This is a genomic window from Mycoplasmopsis bovis PG45, from assembly GCF_000183385.1.
Taxonomy (GTDB): domain Bacteria; phylum Bacillota_I; class Bacilli_A; order Mycoplasmatales; family Metamycoplasmataceae; genus Mycoplasmopsis; species Mycoplasmopsis bovis.
On record NC_014760.1, the window covers coordinates 955,891 to 976,277 of the forward strand.

Genomic DNA, 20,387 nt, shown 5'->3' on the forward strand with positions numbered 1-20,387 from the left:
CTTAATAAACAAAAATTTGGGTTGCCCAGATTTACTGTTTAAATTTCTTATTTAATAATTTCATTAATAAATCATTAGCTTTTTGCGGATTAACTTTTCCGCCAGAAAGCTTCATAACATTTCCCAAAACAAATTTAATAACTTTTTCACTTCTTTCAGTGTATTCAGCAACCAATGTTTCATTTCTTTCTATAACATCATCAATTCATTTTGTTATTGTTTGTTCATCACTAATTTGTTCTAAATTGTTTTCTTTTATAAGTTTGTTTAAATCACCATCATAATTAATTAATAATGGGACTAGTTTTTTAAATGACTTGCCTGAAATTACTTCATCATCTAACAACCCTATAGCACTTTCTAATGCCTGCGGTTTTATGCCTAATTTATAGGCTTTAACATTTTTACTATTAGCAAGTGATACAACTTCAGCAAAAAACAATTTGCTTAATTTGCTTCTGTCAAAATAGTTGATTGAATCAAAATAATTGGCTAGTTCTATATCATTTATTAGGCTTTTAATATAAATATCTTGTATGCCTTCATTTTTATATCTTTCTTCTTTTTCTCATGGAAGCTCATTTAATTTAACATTATTTATAAACTCATCGCTAAGTTTGATGAAAGGAATATTAGGCTCAGGAAAATATTTATAATCTATAGTGCCAGTTTTCGTTCTCATAACGACTGTGCTCATGGACTCTTCATCGTATCTCTTTGTTTGCTGTAAAATAGGCTCATTGGTTAAGATTTTTTGTGTCTGTAGCTTTATTTCATAGTCAATAGCATTTCTAATGGCTCTAAAGCTGTTCATATTTTTTATTTCAACTTTTGTACCAAAACCTTTATAGCCTTTTGGTCTAAGAGAAATATTTACATCTGCTCTCAATGAACCTTGTTCCATTTTTGCACTAGAAATGCCTAAAGATAAAGCTATTCTTCTTATCATATCTACGTAAGCAACAGCTTCATCGGCACTACTTATTTCTGGATAAGAAACAATCTCTATTAGCGGTACACCAGCACGGTTGTAATCTAACTTTGTTTTTTCTCCATGATACTGTCTTGCCGTATCTTCTTCTAAGTGAATTCTTTCAATATTTATTTTTTTACTGCCAGATTCAGTATTTATCACAAAGTGACCATTTGAACCAATAGGTCTATAAAACTGCGTTATTTGGTATCCTTTAGGCAAATCAGGATAAAAATAATTTTTTCTGTCAAAATGTAATTCATTGTCAATTGTCATACTTAATGCTTTAGCTAATTTGACCCCAGAAATAACAGCTTCTTTATTAAGTAATGGAAGAGTCCCTGGGTAGCCTAAATCAATCTGATTTACAGTCGTATTAGCATCGGCTTCAAAGTCAATTTTTGATGGCGAAAACATCTTTGTTTTAGTGTTGAGCTCAAGGTGAATTTCAATGCCGATAATTGTTTCAAAATTATTCATTATTCTCCTTCAAGAACTCTTCAATTCATAATGCATATGATAGTAATTTTTCATCGTCATAAATTTTTGAATCAATTGATAAATTAACAAATAGATCATTTTTAATTCATGGAAGTGAGAGCGAAGGATTACCAGAAAGATTGGCACCAGTTAAAATGTAATCCATATACCCATGAGATCTATTTTTAGAATCATCAATATAAGGGGCATAGTCAGCGGCACAAGGATAAATTACAACATCATATTGATTAAGAATACTATCTATATGTTCTTTAATTAATCTTCTAACCTTTTGCGCTTTTAAAATCATCTTTTCTTGATTCTTAGAATGCAAGAAAAATGATCCTAATGCTAGTCTTAGTTGCACCATTTCTCCAAAACCATCTGCTCTAGTGTTGGTCATAATTTCTTCTCAGTTATCACCATCTTTTCTAGAACCAAATGCTATTCCATTTAAGTTTGCAAGGTTGCTAGATGCTTCTGAAAATGAAATAATTTCATAAACAGGTTTTATTGCTTTATAAAGCTTTTCATCAATGCTGACTAGCTCAACTGTTGTTGACTTAGAAAGCTTATTTATAAGCTTTTTGTATTCTTCATCAACAAACTTTTCTAGGCCCTTCACATTAAGAACACCAATTTTCTGTGGCTTTGCTTTTATAACATTATCAATTTTAACATCCAAGCTAGTCATATCTCTAGGATCTTTGCCAAACATAACCCTTGATAAAACTGCTATATCGTTAACGTTATGCGCAAAATATGCCACAGTGTCTAAACTAGATGCAAAAGCAAACAGACCGAACCTGCTTATGGCTCCATAGCTAGGCTTAAAACCCACAATTCCATTGTAGCTAGCAGGTAAACGCACAGAATCGCCAGTATCAGATCCTAAAGAAAAAGAAACATTACTAGTTAATGTTGCCGCAGAGCCGCTAGATGAACCACCTGCTAAACGCGATGAATCAAAAGGATTAGTTATTAATCCAAATGCACTATGTTTTCCTGTTCCCCCTAGTGCTAATTCATCACAATGCACTTTAGCCACCGGTATCGCGCCTGCATCAAGCAACTTTTGTACAGCAGTTGCATTGTAATATGGCTTAAAATTCTTTAAAATCATACTAGATGCTGTGGCTTTTTGATCGTCTGTTGCATAATTATCTTTGATTGTAAAAACGCTGTTCTCTAGTATCCCATCTATACTTGCTCTTTTTTTAGTATATAAACTAGAAACACAATTATTTTTGTCATTTTTTAGTTCATCAAGAGCCTTATTGAAGTTTCCTTTATTTTCTAATTTCATTATTTTACAACCTTATTGGTTAATATATAATTTTCATCAAAGTCAGCAGCATTAGATAATAAATCCTGTTTTTTAATGGAAACTAATGAATTATCTTCTACATCATCTCTTAGAAAATCAATAAACCTATTTTCATTAATATGACTTAACGGTTCAACATTGCTTGTGTCAATTTCTTTTAGTCATTCAATTCTAGTGTTTAAATCAGTCCAAAGCTCCATTATGTCGTCTAAAACTTTGACATCAATTTTGAACATTAATGATAGTGCAATTTCTTTTAACTCTTCTTTAATATTGCCCTTCATGTTTCCTACCAATCTTCATTACACTCAAATTCCCTACCATTTAAGTACTCTAGGGGTGATGATAAGTTATTGAACCCTAATTTATAGGAGTGTAAGTAAATTCTCTTATTTGTTTTTTTACGTCATCCATACTTAATATCACCATAAATTGGGTATCCTAAGTATTCCATTGTTGCTCTAATTTGGTGCTTTCTTCCTGTTAGTAGCTGTGCATATAATTTATTGCTATCAACATATATTTTTGTTTTAACTATTTGGTTATTTAATCCAGCAGGATTCTTTGTTACAATCATTTTTTGCATCTTTTCATCATGGTGAATATAAGCTGAAACAACATTATCACCACCATTATAATCGCTTTTCAGTGTGTAAATTTTGTCAAAAAAGCCTATTTTATCGTTTAATTCACGTAATGCTTTATAGTTTTTTGCATACACTATTAATCCAGAGGTTCATTTGTCCAATCGTCCAACATGGCTTGGTTTAAATGACGAATTTTGCTTAAATTTTAGATAACTTAGCACCTGGTTATCTAAACAAAGTAGCTCGCCGTGAACTACTTTTCCAGCCTTCTTATTGATTATTAAAATATTGTCATCTTCATAAATAATTTTCGAATCTAATTGTAATCCGACATCATAAATATAAATTGTTGCTTGTTCTTTAATTCCATAAATTACTACTTCATCACCTTCATTAATAATATGATTGCTGTCAGTAATTCTTTTGCCATTTATCTTTACGCACTTTTGACGTAAAAGCTTATAAATACGACTCTCTGGTAAATCCTTAAATAGAGAACTAATATATTTTATTAATTTTCTGCCACCGTCGTTTTTATGAGCAACAAACTTATGCACTATTATTTCTCCTATTCAACATCAACTTTTATGCCATCGAATAAATTAAAATCTCTGGCTTCGTTTTCGGTTCCATCAGAATAGTTGAATTCAGTTAATTTAGGTAATTCATAAGTTGACTTCAATTTAAAGTAATCATAAAACTTGTTTGTTACACCATAAAGAATAGGATTTCCTGGAGTAGGACTAATTCCAACTTCTTCAACAACACCTTTAGTCAGCAATGTGTTTAAAACTTGTTCACTAGCAACTCCTCTAAGGTTATTGATTTGAGATCTAGTAACAGGTTGTTTGTAGGCAACAATACCTGCAACTTCTATAGCAGCATTCGATAAACGGTGTTTTTTAACAACTTGTACCATTTTTGTAATATATTCTTTGTATGCTTCTCTAGTTGATAATTTAAAAACTTCATTGAAATTCACAACCTTTAGTGCTCTATCTTCATCGTTATAAGTTCTAACAAAGTCATTCATTACTTTTCTAGCCTCAGCAATAGTATTTAAACCAAAAATGTCTTTTACTTGTTCTAAGGCAAGGCCTTCATCACCTTGAACATATAATAAAGCTTCCAATATTTTATTTTTCATACTCTGGCCCCTTTTCAAACCTAATTTCGCCAAATTGTTCATCTTGATACATTCTTATAATTTGTCTTCTTGATAAATCTAGCACTGCTAAAAGTGTTATAACAAAGTGATTTAAACTAGGCTGCTTAAAAATCATTTCAAAAGATACCTTGTCACACGAATCAAACAGATTCAAAATGAACGGAATTTGATCTTTTGGTGTTAGGTTAAATGTTTCTAATTTTGTTCTTCTAAGTTGCTGAGCATATGTTCTCTCAAACATTTTTCTTAAAACAGTAATCAACTTTAGTGGATTGCTTGAGCCATCAAGCGCACTTTTATCATCATCTACCAAAAACTCATCAATGTTGCTTGGACTCTTAATGAAAATCTCTTTTCTAGATTCTTCATGCTCACGAAGCACTTTGGTAACTTCCTTAATTTGTTGATATTCATAAAGCCTGCGTAATAGTTCACGTTTGTCTTCTTCAATTTCTGGCTTTTGCTCAGGAGTAAATAAAAGCATTTTAGTTTTTAGTGCCAGAAGTGTTGCGGCCATAACTAAATAATCACTTGCCACATCGATTTCATTTTCTTGCAAGTCTTCAATTATTTTCAAATAAGCAGTAGCTAATTCAAAAACATCAACATCCATAATATTTACATTTTTTTCTTGAACTAAAGCTAATAATAAATCTAAAGGCCCATCAAAGTTTTCTAGTTTAATATCAAACTTATTTTCAGCATTAGGTTGCAAGACTTCGTTATTCATTTTCTAATGCTCCCTTAATCATACTTTTAACTTTTTCAGCTATAACCATAGGTTCCATTGTAATAAAAGTAGCAGGCTTAAGAGCTGGCAAGAATGTAACTTTGATGTGTAATAACTTCATTCTTTTCTTGTTTAAAGCATCACGAGAATCAGAAATTGCCACAGGTACAATAGGTAAATAATTGCTTACTGCAACTTTGAAAGCTCCCGCTTTAAATTCGCCTAATTCAGCTTCTTTAATTCTAGTTCCTTCAGGGAAAATAACACCACAAGTCGAATTTTTCTTAACAAAAGAACCGAATTCATTAAGTTTTTTAATAGCATCACGAGGATTTTCTCTATCAACATAAATGGTATCAATTAAACTTAATAAATTTCTCATTGTTCTTTTTTTGCTTAGTTCGATCTTAGCTAAAAATGTAGGTATTCTGTTTCTAATATTTTCTTCCTTAGTTTGCTTCTTTAAAGCGTATAAAACCAAAACTGGATCAACATTAGACTTATGATTAGGAGCTATTATTACAGCACCTTTAGGAATATTGTCATACCCTTCAATTATCACCTTTACGCCAAAAAGTCACAAGAAAAACCTAGCTTTTCTCAAAAGCCAGTCGTTTCTTTGCTGTGGATGGTAAAATGTTGGATCTTTACGATATTTTCTAGCAAAAGCATTTATTCTTCATCAATACCATAGAACTAATCATCAAAGAAAAATCATTTTTACAATAAACATATAAAACTCCTACTTTTTTATTACTACTGCTATTATTAAGTCATCCTCATCTGTTGTTGATATCATAAAATCAGAATGCTGGTATGCACCTTGTTTTTTGATTATAGTAATTTTGTCAAAGGCCGGAATATTGTTATCAGCCTTAAACATAGCCTCTTTTATACACCAACGAGTAGCTAAATACTTTTGTTTTTCATAATCGGATTTTAGTTCATCGAACTCTCTAAGTTCATCAGTACTTAAGATTCGGATAGCTGTACTTTTTTTAAGCTCTTGAAATCGACTTATCTTGGTCATATCTAAGCCTATATTATGATTAAACATATTTAAATTATAAATTAAATGGGGTTTTATTTTTTCATTAAACAAAAAGCATATTTATGGTATGTTTATAAACTGATGTTTTTAGTGGAATTAATAATTATTGAAAATACTCAAAGTTAAAGCCATAATAAAAAATAATTTGCCACTTCATAGGCAAATTAGCAAAATAAGTCTTATTCAAATTCATTAGACTTATTTTTGAAAATGATATTAATAGGGCACCCGGTATATTCTATATTTTGTCTAATTTGCTTTTCTAAAAATCTTTGATAGCTAAAGTGGACAAATTTTTTATTATTAACGAAAAAGATAAATGTTGGTATTTTATTTTCTGTTTTTCGAGCAAAGTAAATATTCAATCTTCCTCCATTATATGGTGGCGCAGGTTGAATCAATTGACTTTCCCTTATTAAATTTGTAAGTACAGAAGGCTTAATTTCTCTCTCTAAGTTTTCTTTAACCTTTAATACAATGTCAATAAGTTTGTCAATTCTAGCCCCTGTTTTAGCTGAAATAAATTCGACAGGTACTCAGGGAACAAAATGAAAACGGTTTTTTAATTTCTTACGATATTCATTCATTGTGTCTTGAGTCTTATTAATTAAGTCCCATTTATTAACACAAATTATTATAGGTTTATTGTTTTCTAAGGCATATCCAATGATTCGAGCATCAAAGTGTGCTAGCTCTCTGGTTGAATCAATAAGAACTATAGATAAGTCAGATTCATCGAGTGAAGACATTGCTCTTTTAAGTGCTAAATGCTCAACAGTATCATCAATTTTGCTTTTCTTAGTAATTCCTGCAGTATCTATAATTTCAATCTTATGGCCTCTTAATTCAACTACACTTTTTACACTATCTCTAGTTGTGCCTGCTATATCAGAAACAATTGATCTGTTTTCATGAGTTATAGCATTTAAGAGTGAACTTTTGCCTGAATTTGGTTGGCCTATAATTGAAAGTTTAAAATATGGACTTACATTGTCAGTATCAAAATTTAAGTACTTAAGACATTGATCTAAAACATCACCTATACCATTACCGTGTAATGCACTAATTCTAAAAACATGGTCAGCTCCTAGTGAATATCATCCATAGTCAAATTTTGAAATATTATCTAGCTTATTGGCTACAACAATAATAGGTTTGCCTGACTTTTGAAGCATACTGTAAATCATTTTGTCATCAGAAGTAATAGATGATTGACCATCCACAATAAAAATAACAACGTTTGCTTCTTGAATAGCAATCTTAGCTTGAATTAATATTTGATCTTGAAAATCTTTCTTTTCAATTTGAATTCCACCAGTGTCAATTACATTGATCTCTTTACCGTTTCACATAAATGATTCATATAACCTGTCTCTAGTAACGCCAGGTCTGTCAAAGGTAATTGAACTTCTTTTACCAACAAGCCTATTAAATAGGGTACTTTTACCAACATTAGGCTTTCCAATAATAGCAATTACATTCTTTTTCATAACTACATTCTTTCTTTTGCTAAACTAACAATTTTTTCAACCACTTGTTCAAAATTCATATCAGTTGAATCAATTACGATTGCATCATCAGTTATATGTAAAGGATCTGTTTCTCTGTGCTGATCTGCATAGTCTCTAGATTTAACTTCTGCTAAAACAACATCATAGTTGGTTTCAAATCCTTTGTCCTTATTTTCAAGTGCTCGTCTTCTAGCTCTTACTTCAGGAGTCCCTGTGAGAAAAATTTTTAATTCAGCATGTGGCATTAACTTAAAAGTTGTATCACGGCCGTCCATAATATACCCTTTAGATTTTTTGGTTATTTTATGAATAAAATCAACAACATAGTGTCTTATCAATGGGTATTGAGCAACTTTTGAGGCAGCTTTTGCTACTTTATCGTCCCTAATTGCGTCCGATACATTTGTGTTATTAAGAAAGATGTTTTCGTGTTCGTCTAAGTCAATTTCAATCTTGCTAAGCATCTTAAAAACTTCGCTTTCAGTTTCAAAATCAACATTCATTCTTATTGCACTAAGAGCTATTGCTCTATAAACACTTCCGCTGTTTATAAACACATAATTTAGTTTTTTGCTTACCTCTTTAGCAACAGTGGATTTACCGGCTCCACATGGTCCATCTATTGCTATATTTATTTTGTTGCTCATAAAACTCCCTAAATTAAATTACATTATTTAATTATAAATTAAATAAAAATCTTCTGTGCTATAAAGGTACTTAAAATTCTACTTTATTTATAACTACTTCAGTTGTGTTTGCAAATGAAATAGTATCTTCATTAAAAGAAGAGCCACCATCATAAAAATCATTATTTTGAACATCAATTAAAGGCAATATTTCATTTGATGAAAACGAAATATTTTTGCTTATGCTTTTTAAGTCAAAAGCAATATCATTTTTTGTTTTCAAATAATTAACATCAATTAAATACTTATCTATATTTGCGAAATCAACCTGTTTTATAGTGTGTTTGGAAATATTATTCACATCAACAATCGGAATTTTTATACTTTCATTAATATGTTTAAATAAATCATAATTCGGCATTAATTTGTTAAAAAAACGATAGTGAGCTTCTAGTTCTTTATTTTCCTTTAGAAGACTCTCAAACATGTTTTTTTCACTGTATACTGATAAATCAAAAGAATTTAAAATAGGCTTGTTATTGTTTTCTTTCATACTTAAATTATATTTTGATTTGTATATTGGATAAAAATGTTTTACATTTACTCTTAAAGGTAAAAAATCAACCTCTCGGATTGATTTTGTAATTATTTGGAAAGAAATAATCGTAAACAGACACATAATATTCATTAACAAAGCAAAAAGCACCACAAGTTAACTTGCGGCGCTTTTTGCTTTGTTAATGAATAATTTAATATTTTATGATACATATAACATACTCAATTTTTCGTAAAACACTGTTTTATAAATAAAAAAGCACAATCCAATTGATTGCGCTTTCGCTATTTAGCTTTTTTAAACTCGTCGACATAATCCTTGTTTACTTCGTCACTGAATCCATCTAAAACTTTAGCCAAATCCTTAAACTTATGTGATGAGTAATCAGGAACCTTAACACTAAGTGTTATTATTAAGTCGCCTTTATTACCATTCTTATCTCACATACCGCCATCTTTGACTTTTATTTTTGTACCATTATTGTATGAATGCTTCATTTTAACAGCTTTTAGTCCGCTTGGTGTTGGTACAGTGACTTCATTTTCTTTAACTATGTCTAAAAATGAAACAGGGAAATTATCTATATGTAAATTAAGACCTTCTCTAACATAATATTTATGTGGCTTGATAGATACTACAACATACATATCGCCAGGCTCGCCACCGTTTATTCCTTTTTTACCATATCCTGGTAACTTAATCTTATCTCCACTTATAAACCCTGGTGAGACTTTAATAGTAACTTGTTTTTCTTTTTTAATGTATTTAGCGCCTTTACACATATCACAAACAGTTAAAATGATTTCGCCTAGGCCATCGCATTTAGAGCAAGCTCCTACCATTTCCACTACGCCAAAAGGAGTTTTTCTTCTGCCAACTTCCTTACCGCTTCCGTGACACTTATCACAGACTTTAATGTTTTTTGACTCAGCGCCTTTGCCAGAACACTTAGAACATACTTCATACTTGCTTAATGTCTCTTTAAACTCAACCCCAGTTGTTGATTCACCAAATGTTATTACAATATTGGAATAAACATCCGAACCTCTCTGTTTCATAGCACTTTGAGACGATCTTCCACCTCTGCCGTAGCTACCGAATCCAGCTGAAAATGTTGAAAAAATATCATTAAAAATATCTTGCATTCCAGAGCCAAAATCAGCAAAGCCAGCATTATTCATATTAAATCCTCTGTTTGCCGAACCTACTGATCCATATCTATCATATTCATCTCTTTTTTTAGGATCTGATAATACTTCATATGCTTCATTAATCTCTTGCATCTTTTGATCACTAGTGCCATCTTTTAGCTTATCTGGATGATATTTCATTGCAAGCTTACGATAAGCTGCCTTAATTTCCTGGTCGCTAGCTTTTTTGTCAACGCCTAGTATTTTGTAGTAATCTTTATTTGCCATAACAGAATAATTTTAGCATATTTAGACTTTGAGTGCTAAATTATTATTAATTTAAGTTATTTCAAATATAATGTTATTTGCGCCATCATAGCTCAGTAGGTAGAGCACATCCATGGTAAGGATGGGGTCGCAGGTTCGATTCCTGTTGTTGGCACCATTTCATTTTTTGACTTACTTTAAGCGGTTTTCCGCTTTTTTATTTACAATAAAACATAAATAAATGTATAAAATTATCGTATGAAAAAGAGCATAAGCATTTTGAGAAAAGAGTCTCAAATCAAAAATTTTATTTCTACGATAATAACAAACGAGCTTACTAATACAAACATTTATAATCCAACAGTGACTGACTGTGTGCTTTCTGCCGATCTAAGTCATGTTAAAATTTTTTTAGCTTTTAGCTCAAAAGAAAATGATGGACTAGAAGCAGTTAGAAATGCTTCCGGTTATATAAGAAAAGTTCTTTCAAAGACCTTAAACTGAAGAAAAATACCTGAATTACATTTTTACATTGATGAAGTTGAAAAAAAAGCATTTGAAATTGATCAGATATTAAATTCACTAAAGAATAATGAGTAAAAAAATAATAGCGAATTAGTTTTCGCTATTTTCATTAACTTTATTGGTCCTACGTTTCCCACTTAGTCGCGAAAACACTCAGTTTTCGGCGACTATATTTTTTTATAAAAAAATATAATTTATTATACTTTTATGCTTAAATATGATATAATAAAAACATGAAGAAGTCGAAAAATGATGCAAAAAGACAATGAAGAACATCAATAGCAAGAGTCAAAAAAGGTGAATACTTATCAATTGGAGTGCCAAGACCAGATAACAAAGGTTTTGTATACAGATTAGGATATGGTTATTTGCATGAATTAAAACAATATCACGATGATCCGCTAACAATTATCAAAGCAATTATTGCAAACTTTCCATTGTCTTGAACAAAAGAACAAGCAAGAACTAAATTAGATGAGATTCTTAAAGAGAAAAAAGAGACCAAAAAAGAAGTTTTAGAAAGGTTCAAAGGTTACGAAGTAGTTGAAAAACTATTTGATTATTTAAATATTTTTAACGATTGTTCACCCACAAAATCGACAACATTAAAAGATGTTGTTTTACAGTTGATTTATCAAAGAATTAAAAATCCAATAAGCGTTTTTAACACTTATATGACAGCAAAAAAAGAAAAAATAGACACTTATTCAAAAAATTCATTTTATAGATCATTAGACTATATAGCAAAAAACAAAGATGAAATTTTAAGAAATTTAAATGCACAAATTTGTGCAAATACTAATAGAAAAATTGATGTATTATGATTTGATGCAACAACTACTTATTTTGAAACATTTTCTCGTGAAGGTTATAAAAAACCTGGCTATTCAAAAGATGGAAAATTTAAAGAAGACCAGATTGTTATAGGTATGGCAACTGATGAAAATGGGATACCGTTACACTACAAAATATTTCCAGGAAATGTTACCGATTCAAATACTTTCATACCATTTATGCTTGAAATTGCAGATATTTATGAAGTTAACAGTGTAACTATAATTGCTGACAAAGGAATGAGTGTTAATAGAAATATTAGATTTTTAGAATCTAAGAATTGAAAATACATAATTTCATATAGAATGAAAGCTGGAAGCAAACAATTTAAAGAGTATGTATTAGATGAAAAAGATTATGTAAATGATGGTGGTTTGATATACAAAACTCGTGATATTGCATCATCATACAATAAAAAAAGAATTAATGAACATTTTAGAAGACAAATAATTAGTTTTAGCCAAAAACGAGCAACTAAAGACAAAAACGATAGAGACATTTTAATTCAAAATTTCACTAAGAAAATGAATAAAGATAATCTTGTTTCTTGTGATGATCTAGCGGGATCTAAAAAATATAGATTCTTCAAACCTATAAACAAAGGTGCATTTTATGAACTTGACATAGAAAAAATACAAGAAGATCAAAAATATGATGGATACTATGTTTACGAAACAAACAGAACAGATTTATCAGTAAAAGAAGTTATTAATTTATATTCAAAACAATGACAAATTGAGTCTAATTTCAAGACATTAAAAGGTAAATTATCTCTTCGTCCAATGTATTTATCAACTTGAAACCATATTGTTGGTTACATCTGTTTATGTTTCATTTCATTAGTGTTTTTAAATTACATCATCTACATTCTAAATTCAAAATTAGGACTGACTGGAAAAAGTAAAATTACTGAGCATAAAGTGATTAATGTTATCAAAGAAGTTAAAGAAATTGAAGTATTTGTAAATAAACAAAAAATCGAAACTATACAAGTTTATAACGACGAGTTACAAGAAAGTTGGCAAACTTATCAAATATTATTAGAACTTTTAACAAAAGAAAAAGTCACTTAGACATTACATTGTAAAAAAACATAACTTATGAAATCAAAAATTTACATAATTATGTTTTCTTGTTTTATGCTTAAACTGGGAAACGTAGGAAAAAAAGCATTTGAAATTGATCAGATATTAAATTCACTAAAGAATAATGAGTAAAAAAATAATAGCGAATTAGTTTTCGCTATTTTCATTAACTTTATTGGTGCCAGTTACGAGGATCGAACTCGTGGCTGCTGGTTACGAGTCAGCTGCTTTACCACTAAGCGAAACTGGCTTAATTACTAAGGTAAATAATTTTAATATATAACTTAGTAAATTTGTAAAATAATTAAACTGATTTTAGTAAAATAATTTGCTTTTTACCTTTTTTAAAAAATGCATACTTGCCTTCAAAATTAATAGGATTATAAACTGAATCATTGTTAACTTCACAATTATCTAATTTTAAAGCACCAGCCTGAATAAATTCTCTAGCTTCTCTATTTGAAGCAATGAATTTATTGTCTATTAGTGTTTTAATTACCAAATCTCCTTGTTTTATAGGGCAAACCGGTAAATAATGTTCAATTATTTCTAAATCAGTAACGCTGAGAGAACTGGTATCAAATAACTTATCAAACAATATCTTAGTTATGTTTTGTGCTTGCTTTAATTCATCAAAACCAAAAATATTTTCAATAACTTCATTAGCTAAAAATTTTTGCGCAATCTGTTTTGAGGGGTTAGCAAAATGCTTATCTAGAACATCATTAATTTCATTAATATCTTTGAATGAAAATCAATATAGCAACTCTTTGATTCTAGAATCATTTTGACTTAATAAATATTGATACATCTTAAATGGAGAGCACATAGTCTTATCAATTCATAAGGCTCCGCCACCAGTTGATTTGCCTATTTTTTTGCCATTTTCATCACTTAATAAATTAACAGTTACCCCAACAGCTTCATGTTTATCTCCAACAACTTTAGAAATCATATCAATGCCTGTGACAATATTGCCCCATTGGTCACTTCCACCTAATTGAATTTTAATTCCAGACTCTTGGTAGGTTTTTAAAAAGTCTGCTCCCTGAAGCAATTGATAAGTAAATTCTGTAAACGAAAGACCTTTTTGAATTCTTTTTTGCACAGATTCCTTAGCCATCATATATGAAACATTAACAAGTTTTCCTACATTTCTTAGGAAATCTAAAACGTTCATATCTTTATAAAAATCATAATTATCAATTACTTCAAGCCCAAATGATTCTAGTTGTGCTTTTATCCTTAATTTATTGTTAATAACGCTTTCATTATCCAATAACACTCTCTCGGAATCTTTGAAAGATGGGTCACCAATCATTCCAGTAGCGCCGCCTATAACAGCATAAGTTCTAAAGCCATATTTTTTAAAACGTAGCAAAACAGATATCAAAATGTAGTTTCCTAAGTGTAAGCTTTCGGCAGTGGGGTCAAAGCCAACATAAACCCCTGTTGTTGCAGGATTAAGGCCAATGAACTTATCCTTATTACTTATATCTTTTAGTATTAATCTCTCTTCTATATCATTAAGTATATTCATAATTCTCCTGCTACAATAAACCTGTAATGTCAACACCTAGGTTTGAATCATTACAACTTTGTAATGATTCATCCAGTTTTTTAGCTTCGCTATCGTTTAATCCTAAACTGTCAGCGCTGCACAGCATTCCATAACTTTGAACTTCTAATATCTCGCCTTCAGTTATTTTTAACCCTGATGCAGTTATTGACCCTGGCATGCATCACACAAAATATTTTCCCTCTGTTGTGTATGTAGTATTTGTGATTATTTGCCTTATGCTACTGCCAAAATCAACTTCCAAGACAAATAATTTTTGACTTTTTGGATGCACTTCCCTTTTTAATATTTTTCCAATTACAAAATGCTTTAAATTAGCTATTTTGTAATTATCGTTCTTACTTAAAATTAGATTTTTCAAATCATCATATTCTTTAGCATTCAAAACATTAAATACTTTGTCAAATGTGCCTGTTTTATAGTTTAATAAATTAACAGAAGCTACGTTATATTTTTCATCATGGAATACTACTAAATCATCATAAAAATCAGCTTGTGAATCATTGATAGTTGTATCAAAAAATGCAATAGCATTACTTTTGAATTTGCTGTTTATATTAAATAAAATTGCCATATTCTTATTATATAAAATCTTTAAATTATTCAATTTATATGTTTTTATATATAATGTTGCTATGAAATATGCAATAGTGACTGATTCGTCAATTGGGCTTACAAAAGCACAAACTGAAAAATTAGGTTGGTTTTTTTTGCCCCTTAATTTAGTTATTGACGGTGTAAATTATGCAGATGGAGTTGATATTACATCTGATACATTGTTTGAAAAATTTACATTAGAATCTGATGTTAAGTCTTCAATGTTTAATATGCAATATGCAATAGATTTATTTACAGACTTATCGAAAGAATATGACATTATTTTTGTTTATCCTATTTCACAACATTTATCAAACTCTTATCAAGCACTAAAAACAATGGAAAAAGACTTTAGTAAGCTTAGAGTTATACAAAGCAAGCAAGTTATGATGCCTCTTTTATGAGATGTTATTTGATTTGACCATATGCTCAAAACAGACTCATCTAAATATGATGAGTATATTAAACATTTAGAAAACCCTTCATGAAAGCACTCGGTATCTGTGATCCCAAAATACAATAGATACTTAGTTAAGGGTGGAAGATTACACCCTGCAGCTGCTTTGGTTGCCAGAATGCTCAAATTGGTTCCTATTATCAAGTGAGAAGATGGCCAACTTATGAAGGAAAATATTGGCAGAAATTTTGAAAAGACAATTTCAAAAAATCTTTCTCAAAAATATGAAAGCTTTAAAGTTCCATCCGGATTTACTTTAACCCCTGTAATTATTCATCAAGGAGCCTCTAAAGAGAGCTTAGATGAATACAAAAAAATAGTTTATGATTACTGAAAAAAAGATCCAATGATTTTTAGTTTTTCACCAGTTATTGAAATTCACACTGGACCTGAAACTCATGTTCTAGGTTTAATGATTTTCCCTACAAATATAATTGATGTTTTAAAAGAAAAACTAACACTTATTGGCCTATGAAACAGCTAATTTAGTCGAAACAATAAGTCATTGTGGCTTATTTTTTTACTCCAAGAAAATAAAAAAATGGCAGGAGTGACAGGATTCGAACCCATAACACACGGGGTTGAAGCCCGTTGTTCTACCGTTGAACTACACTCCTACAATTTAAGTATGCTAATTATACTTAATTATTTTAAAAGCTTATTAAAAACTACCTCTACGTCTTTCACTTTTTTGATGTTCTTTAAATCATCATCAGGAATCATTACGTTATACTTTTCTTCTAAATCAAAGACTAATTCTGCTAAAGACAATGAATCAATTTTTAATTCTTGAAAAGTTGATTCAGGATTTATTTTAATTTTTGTTAGCTTTTGAATACTATCCATTATGTCTTTTAAATCTTTTTCTTGCATACGCATATTATAAAAGAATTTTTGTTTTCGAAATAATTTTGTTAATTACCTTAAGTCTTCATATTTTATAAAAACAAATCTGTCTTTTTTAGACATATCTTTTAGTATCCTAACTCCAGGAATTTTTTCTCACTTAAATATGTGCTTAGGGTTTATCTCGAATGCTAGAATTCCACCTTCATTTAAATATGTTTTGGCTTCATTTAATATTTTTTCATAAAAATATCATCCTGAATCAGGAGAAAATAAAGCAATTGCAGGTTCAAATTTGCTAACAGATTCATCAACATCCTTATCATCATAAGTCAAATATGGGGGGTTTGAAACAATAACATCAAATTTTCCTGTTATGTCTTTAAAACAGTCACTTTGGACAATTTCTATATTTTCATCATTGCCAAAATTTAATATAGCATTTTCCTTAGTTTGCAAAATCGCTTCGCTATCAATATCACTTAATGTGAGTCTAATAGAATTTAAATTCTTTTTTAATGCCAGTCCTATAAATCCTGAACCAGTGCATAAATCCAACACTTTCATACCTGGCTTTAAATATTCTTTTAAAAGAATAAAAACAAGCTCTTCAGTTTCATATCTAGGTATCAAAACGTTGTGATTTAAATTAATACGAACATTAGCATACTCAACATATCCCATTATGTACTGAATGGGATATCCTTGCTCTATTTTTTCTAACTCTAAATCAGATATTTCCTGCTTGAGACCATATCGCTTTTTCTCTAAGAGAAGGTCACTAATAGTGGGCATTAAAATCCGCTCTCTTTAATCTTTTGGTTTTGTTCTTCTGCCAATAATGCTTCAACAATAGGAGTTAACTTTCCTTCCATAATAGGCTTTAGACTTGTCGAAAAACTAATCCTATGATCGGTTACTCTATCCTGAGGATAGTTGTAGGTTCTTATTTTTTCACTTCTGTCACCATGACCAGCTAGCTTTCTATATCCGGATTCTTCATCTGCTTTTTTTTGCATTTCTAAATCATAAAGTTTTGACTTCAATATTGTCAAGGCAGTTTCACGATTAGCAATTTGACTTCTTTCATCCTGTGATGTGACAACAATATTTGTTGGTAAGTGGGTTATTCTTACAGCTGAGTCAGTTGTGTTAACTGATTGTCCCCCTGCTCCACTAGAACGAAAAACATCAATTTTAAGGTCACTAGGCTTAATCTCTATATCAACTGTGTCATCAATTTCGGGCATAACTGTGACAGTTGTCGTTGATGTGTGAATTCTTCCTTGCGATTCAGTAACTGGGACTCTTTGAACTCTGTGTACCCCAGATTCAAACTTAAATTTTGAGTATGCTTTTTCACCTTTTATTGAAAAGACAATTTGTGAAAATCCGCCAGCATTAGCACTGTTTGTTGACAGAATTTTTAATCTAAATCCTAGTTCGTCAGCAAATTTGTTATACATTCTAAATAGATCGCCAGCAAATATATTAGCCTCATCTCCACCAGCAGCACCACGTATTTCTACAATGATATTTTTATCATCATTTTCATCCTGTGGCAAAATTAAAATTTTAAGCTTTTCTTCCAATTCTTCTAATTTAAGGGAATTTTCGTCAATAATCATTTTGGCAAATTCCACTTCTTCATCACTTTTTGACTCAAGCATTAATTTAGCTTGCTCAACATCTTTCAAAAGATTTTCATATGTAATAAATTTCTCTGAAATTTCCCTAATTTTAGCAATTTCTTTATTTATAGCTGAGTACTCTTTTATGTTGTTAATAACAGCTGGATCGTCAACTTTTTTCAATAATTCTAAATAACTTTGCTTTATTTCTGATAGTGATTTATACATTGTCTTTTCCATAGTTTTTATATTATATTGAAAATTTAAACATTGTTTAAATATTCAACCCTTTGCTCTCCTTTACCTAAATTTGCTGTTCATAGACATTTAAAAAAACAGGCAATATGCCTGTGATTGTTTAGAATTATACTTCTTTTAAATAGTAACCTTCATATTCATATGACTTTTGAATTCCTTTCATAAAGGTTTCTCGGTCATATATTTTGTCCGTTAAATTCTTCTTTAGTAACGCTGTTATTTCAGCTGGGTTAACAACAGAGCGTTCCATTGCAGATAAATAATAGTATTTATCTAAATTTGCTCAATTAACTGTTAAACCTAATCTGTTTTTTAGCATATGATCTAGCCATATTCTAGTTGCTCTGCCATTGCCTTCTCTGAATGGGTGAGCAATATTCATTTCTACATATTTTTCTACAATTTGCTTGAATGTTTCATCAGGCATACTATCTATGTTTTGTAAAGTTTGTTTCAAGAAAATAATGGGAGCAAACATAAAGTTGCCTTTAGAAATGTTAATTTCACGCATTTTACCAGCAAAGGGAAATATGTCTTGAAAAATATAATAGTGTATCTGCTGCAATGATTTAAATGTGCCTATTTCAAAAGTATCAATGACTTTTTGGTCTCAAAGCTCAGCACATCGTCTTTTACTCCTTAAAAGTTCTAGTTCATATTCAACAAGATTATCATTCATATATTATGTCACCTTATATTACTAGAACTTTTGTTCAGGAATATACAGTTTGCCATCAACAGAAGCAACATTGCTTACTGTAATTAAAGCATCTGCGTCAGCTGTTCTGACTTTTTTAATTAATCTTGGGATCTGTCTATAAAGCGTTATAGATGATAAAATTTGCAGTTTGCTTCCTGAGTAACCACCTTCACCATTTTGTAAGGTAAAGCTGTTAATAGTCCTTTTATCAGTGATAATAGCTTTTCTAATGTCTTCCATTTTATGTGAGTAGACTTTAAATTGAACAATTTTAAACCTTGGGAAAAGATTGTTAAGGTAAATTACAAAAATAAAGTTACATATGTAGGTTGAAACAAAGTTAGGAGAAAAATACAAATCTGCTTGTCATCTTAACGAGCTAATTTCTTTAACTGTTGCTAATTCGGCACTGCTTAATGAGCTTTGCACTGCAGAAATCTCACTAATTGTCTTAAAATCACTAGCTATCATACTTCCTGGTATGTAAGTACCTATAACAACACTTATAAGAATAATTATTATATTGATATATCCATTTATGGTTCCGAAATTCTTTTGTTTATAAACAGACATATATTCACCAATTATTCCTGTAACACCAGCAGATCCGCCGATTATTGCAATAATCGCAAAAAAGTAAGCTAGTAAAATACCATAAATAATTGCGAACAAAATTTGAACTATTGTGTTACCGCCATCATTTCATTGTAGGGGCAATAATTTTATTAAGTCATTAATGTTTTCGCTATTTCAGCCAGCATGATTAACTAAAGCCATCTTCATATTTTCGGTAATTTCAGGGTGATTGAATTTACCAAAAAGTGTAAATTGGTTCAAAGCAGGGATTTGACCTAATCCTGCTGAAACTAAGCTACTAAGAACCAAAAATTCAAGCGATAATAAAATGTAAACTCTTCCTAATTTCTTTCATCCAAAAACAAATATAGGAATACTTAAAACTAAGTACAAAATTCAGAAAAGCGAGTGGTCAATTGCATTCATTATGGGTTTTGTAATGCTTGCATTACTACGCAAACTAGTTACCACAATTTTGGAAATAGCTTGTCCAAATGCTGCTAATCCAAAGTTATAAATTCCGGGGTTTTTAACTAAGAAAATACCTACAACACCAAATAGAATTGCCAATCCAGCAGTTATTAGTCCTAATTTTCAAAGTGGCATCAAGGCATAGAACCTAGATAATTGCAGCACAAAATTAGACATTTTAGTGTACCTGTATTGGGTATTTTTTTTGTCTACAATTTTCTTTTTATTGTGATTTTCATCAACTAGTTGATTAGCAATCATAGAATTTTCATCAATATTTTCTGGTTTGTTATTTAAAACTTCATTTGCATTAAATTCACCTTGATCACTCTTAGTCTCGTTAACTAATTTCTTGTCTTTCACTTCATCACTCATTGTTGCCTCCTTTCTTTACATAAAGAATAAAAAAAATATGCTTTATT

General features: G+C 30.2%; 22 protein-coding genes and 3 tRNA genes. 4 read left to right on the forward strand and 21 right to left on the reverse strand.

From position 1 onward, the window contains the following. Window positions 1-31 precede the first annotated feature (31 nt). From gatB to MBOVPG45_RS04185, 12 genes are all read right to left on the reverse strand, one after another. On the reverse strand, window positions 32-1,453 hold the full coding sequence (gatB, locus tag MBOVPG45_RS04130) for an Asp-tRNA(Asn)/Glu-tRNA(Gln) amidotransferase subunit GatB (protein ID WP_013456338.1): 1,422 nt from the start codon (window positions 1,451-1,453) through the stop codon (window positions 32-34). Then, window positions 1,446-2,759 (reverse strand): amidase family protein, encoded by a 1,314-nt coding sequence (locus MBOVPG45_RS04135; RefSeq protein ID WP_013456387.1) that lies wholly within the window; start codon window positions 2,757-2,759, stop codon window positions 1,446-1,448. Before MBOVPG45_RS04135 ends, gatB begins: the two co-directional genes overlap by 8 nt. Further along, the gene (locus MBOVPG45_RS04140) at window positions 2,759-3,064 is read right to left on the reverse strand and encodes an Asp-tRNA(Asn)/Glu-tRNA(Gln) amidotransferase subunit GatC (RefSeq protein WP_013456031.1); all 306 of its coding nucleotides are present in this window, start codon (window positions 3,062-3,064) and stop codon (window positions 2,759-2,761) included. Before MBOVPG45_RS04140 ends, MBOVPG45_RS04135 begins: the two co-directional genes overlap by 1 nt. A 5-nt stretch (window positions 3,065-3,069) precedes the next feature. Continuing rightward, window positions 3,070-3,924, reverse strand: coding sequence for a pseudouridine synthase (locus MBOVPG45_RS04145; RefSeq protein WP_013456120.1), 855 nt, complete (start codon window positions 3,922-3,924; stop codon window positions 3,070-3,072). Window positions 3,925-3,935: 11 nt separating this feature from the next. Beyond that, the gene (gene scpB, locus MBOVPG45_RS04150; RefSeq protein WP_013456616.1) at window positions 3,936-4,514 is read right to left on the reverse strand and encodes an SMC-Scp complex subunit ScpB; all 579 of its coding nucleotides are present in this window, start codon (window positions 4,512-4,514) and stop codon (window positions 3,936-3,938) included. Continuing rightward, window positions 4,504-5,265, reverse strand: a complete 762-nt coding sequence (locus tag MBOVPG45_RS04155; RefSeq protein ID WP_013955071.1) for a segregation/condensation protein A — start codon at window positions 5,263-5,265, stop codon at window positions 4,504-4,506. The genes scpB and MBOVPG45_RS04155 overlap by 11 nt, the downstream gene beginning before the upstream one ends. Then, on the reverse strand, window positions 5,258-5,998 hold the full coding sequence (locus MBOVPG45_RS04160) for a lysophospholipid acyltransferase family protein (protein ID WP_013456430.1): 741 nt from the start codon (window positions 5,996-5,998) through the stop codon (window positions 5,258-5,260). Before MBOVPG45_RS04160 ends, MBOVPG45_RS04155 begins: the two co-directional genes overlap by 8 nt. A 9-nt stretch (window positions 5,999-6,007) precedes the next feature. Next, window positions 6,008-6,322: a 4'-phosphopantetheinyl transferase superfamily protein gene (locus MBOVPG45_RS04165; protein WP_013456524.1), complete on the reverse strand. Its 315-nt coding sequence runs from the start codon at window positions 6,320-6,322 to the stop codon at window positions 6,008-6,010. Window positions 6,323-6,495: 173 nt separating this feature from the next. Continuing rightward, window positions 6,496-7,806 carry a ribosome biogenesis GTPase Der gene (gene der, locus MBOVPG45_RS04170; RefSeq protein WP_013456382.1) on the reverse strand — a complete coding sequence of 437 codons (1,311 nt, stop codon included), beginning with the start codon at window positions 7,804-7,806 and terminating at the stop codon, window positions 6,496-6,498. 2 nt (window positions 7,807-7,808) lie between these two features. Beyond that, entirely contained in the window at window positions 7,809-8,474 is a 666-nt protein-coding gene (cmk, locus tag MBOVPG45_RS04175; RefSeq protein WP_013456261.1) for a (d)CMP kinase, read from the reverse strand. 70 nt (window positions 8,475-8,544) lie between these two features. Continuing rightward, window positions 8,545-9,006, reverse strand: coding sequence for a hypothetical protein (locus MBOVPG45_RS04180; protein WP_014829997.1), 462 nt, complete (start codon window positions 9,004-9,006; stop codon window positions 8,545-8,547). 287 nt (window positions 9,007-9,293) lie between these two features. Continuing rightward, window positions 9,294-10,427 carry a DnaJ C-terminal domain-containing protein gene (locus MBOVPG45_RS04185; RefSeq protein WP_013456438.1) on the reverse strand — a complete coding sequence of 378 codons (1,134 nt, stop codon included), beginning with the start codon at window positions 10,425-10,427 and terminating at the stop codon, window positions 9,294-9,296. An 81-nt stretch (window positions 10,428-10,508) separates the two neighbouring features. On the opposite strand from MBOVPG45_RS04185, the gene MBOVPG45_RS04190 reads away from it, so the two are divergent. The 3 genes from MBOVPG45_RS04190 (at window position 10,509) to MBOVPG45_RS04200 (ending at window position 12,838) form a co-directional block, all read left to right on the forward strand. Then, window positions 10,509-10,584: transfer RNA gene (locus tag MBOVPG45_RS04190), tRNA-Thr, on the forward strand. An 80-nt stretch (window positions 10,585-10,664) separates the two neighbouring features. Then, window positions 10,665-11,006: a 30S ribosome-binding factor RbfA gene (gene rbfA / locus MBOVPG45_RS04195; protein ID WP_013456461.1), complete on the forward strand. Its 342-nt coding sequence runs from the start codon at window positions 10,665-10,667 to the stop codon at window positions 11,004-11,006. A 158-nt stretch (window positions 11,007-11,164) separates the two neighbouring features. Further along, the gene (locus MBOVPG45_RS04200) at window positions 11,165-12,838 is read left to right on the forward strand and encodes an IS1634-like element ISMbov3 family transposase (protein WP_013455961.1); all 1,674 of its coding nucleotides are present in this window, start codon (window positions 11,165-11,167) and stop codon (window positions 12,836-12,838) included. Window positions 12,839-13,026: 188 nt separating this feature from the next. On the opposite strand, the gene MBOVPG45_RS04205 is transcribed toward MBOVPG45_RS04200, so the two are convergent. From MBOVPG45_RS04205 to tapR, 3 genes are all read right to left on the reverse strand, one after another. Next, window positions 13,027-13,100, reverse strand: a tRNA-Thr gene (locus MBOVPG45_RS04205). Between the two features lie 54 nt (window positions 13,101-13,154). Next, window positions 13,155-14,390, reverse strand: a complete 1,236-nt coding sequence (tyrS, locus tag MBOVPG45_RS04210; protein ID WP_013455959.1) for a tyrosine--tRNA ligase — start codon at window positions 14,388-14,390, stop codon at window positions 13,155-13,157. A 10-nt stretch (window positions 14,391-14,400) separates the two neighbouring features. Continuing rightward, complete coding sequence (tapR, locus tag MBOVPG45_RS04215) at window positions 14,401-15,003, reverse strand: TyrS-associated PheT N-terminal domain-related protein TapR (protein WP_013456019.1); 603 nt, start codon at window positions 15,001-15,003, stop codon at window positions 14,401-14,403. A gap of 61 nt (window positions 15,004-15,064) precedes the next feature. Between tapR and MBOVPG45_RS04220 the strand changes: the two genes are divergently transcribed. Next, window positions 15,065-15,967, forward strand: coding sequence for a DegV family protein (locus tag MBOVPG45_RS04220; protein ID WP_013456246.1), 903 nt, complete (start codon window positions 15,065-15,067; stop codon window positions 15,965-15,967). 58 nt (window positions 15,968-16,025) lie between these two features. Here MBOVPG45_RS04220 and MBOVPG45_RS04225 read toward each other — a convergent pair. The 6 genes from MBOVPG45_RS04225 to MBOVPG45_RS04250 form a co-directional block, all read right to left on the reverse strand. Further along, a tRNA-Trp gene (locus MBOVPG45_RS04225) sits at window positions 16,026-16,100 on the reverse strand. Between the two features lie 28 nt (window positions 16,101-16,128). Beyond that, entirely contained in the window at window positions 16,129-16,356 is a 228-nt protein-coding gene (locus tag MBOVPG45_RS04230; RefSeq protein WP_235684185.1) for a phosphopantetheine-binding protein, read from the reverse strand. 45 nt (window positions 16,357-16,401) lie between these two features. Beyond that, window positions 16,402-17,124 carry a peptide chain release factor N(5)-glutamine methyltransferase gene (gene prmC / locus MBOVPG45_RS04235; RefSeq protein WP_013456388.1) on the reverse strand — a complete coding sequence of 241 codons (723 nt, stop codon included), beginning with the start codon at window positions 17,122-17,124 and terminating at the stop codon, window positions 16,402-16,404. Further along, window positions 17,124-18,200, reverse strand: a complete 1,077-nt coding sequence (gene prfA / locus MBOVPG45_RS04240) for a peptide chain release factor 1 (RefSeq protein ID WP_013456073.1) — start codon at window positions 18,198-18,200, stop codon at window positions 17,124-17,126. The genes prmC and prfA overlap by 1 nt, the downstream gene beginning before the upstream one ends. A gap of 124 nt (window positions 18,201-18,324) precedes the next feature. Continuing rightward, window positions 18,325-18,897 (reverse strand): protein adenylyltransferase Fic, encoded by a 573-nt coding sequence (gene fic / locus MBOVPG45_RS04245; protein ID WP_013456206.1) that lies wholly within the window; start codon window positions 18,895-18,897, stop codon window positions 18,325-18,327. A 21-nt stretch (window positions 18,898-18,918) separates the two neighbouring features. Further along, a complete protein-coding gene (locus MBOVPG45_RS04250; RefSeq protein ID WP_013455998.1) occupies window positions 18,919-20,340 on the reverse strand; it encodes a DUF2179 domain-containing protein in 1,422 nt (473 codons plus the stop codon). Between the last annotated feature and the right edge of the window lie 47 nt (window positions 20,341-20,387).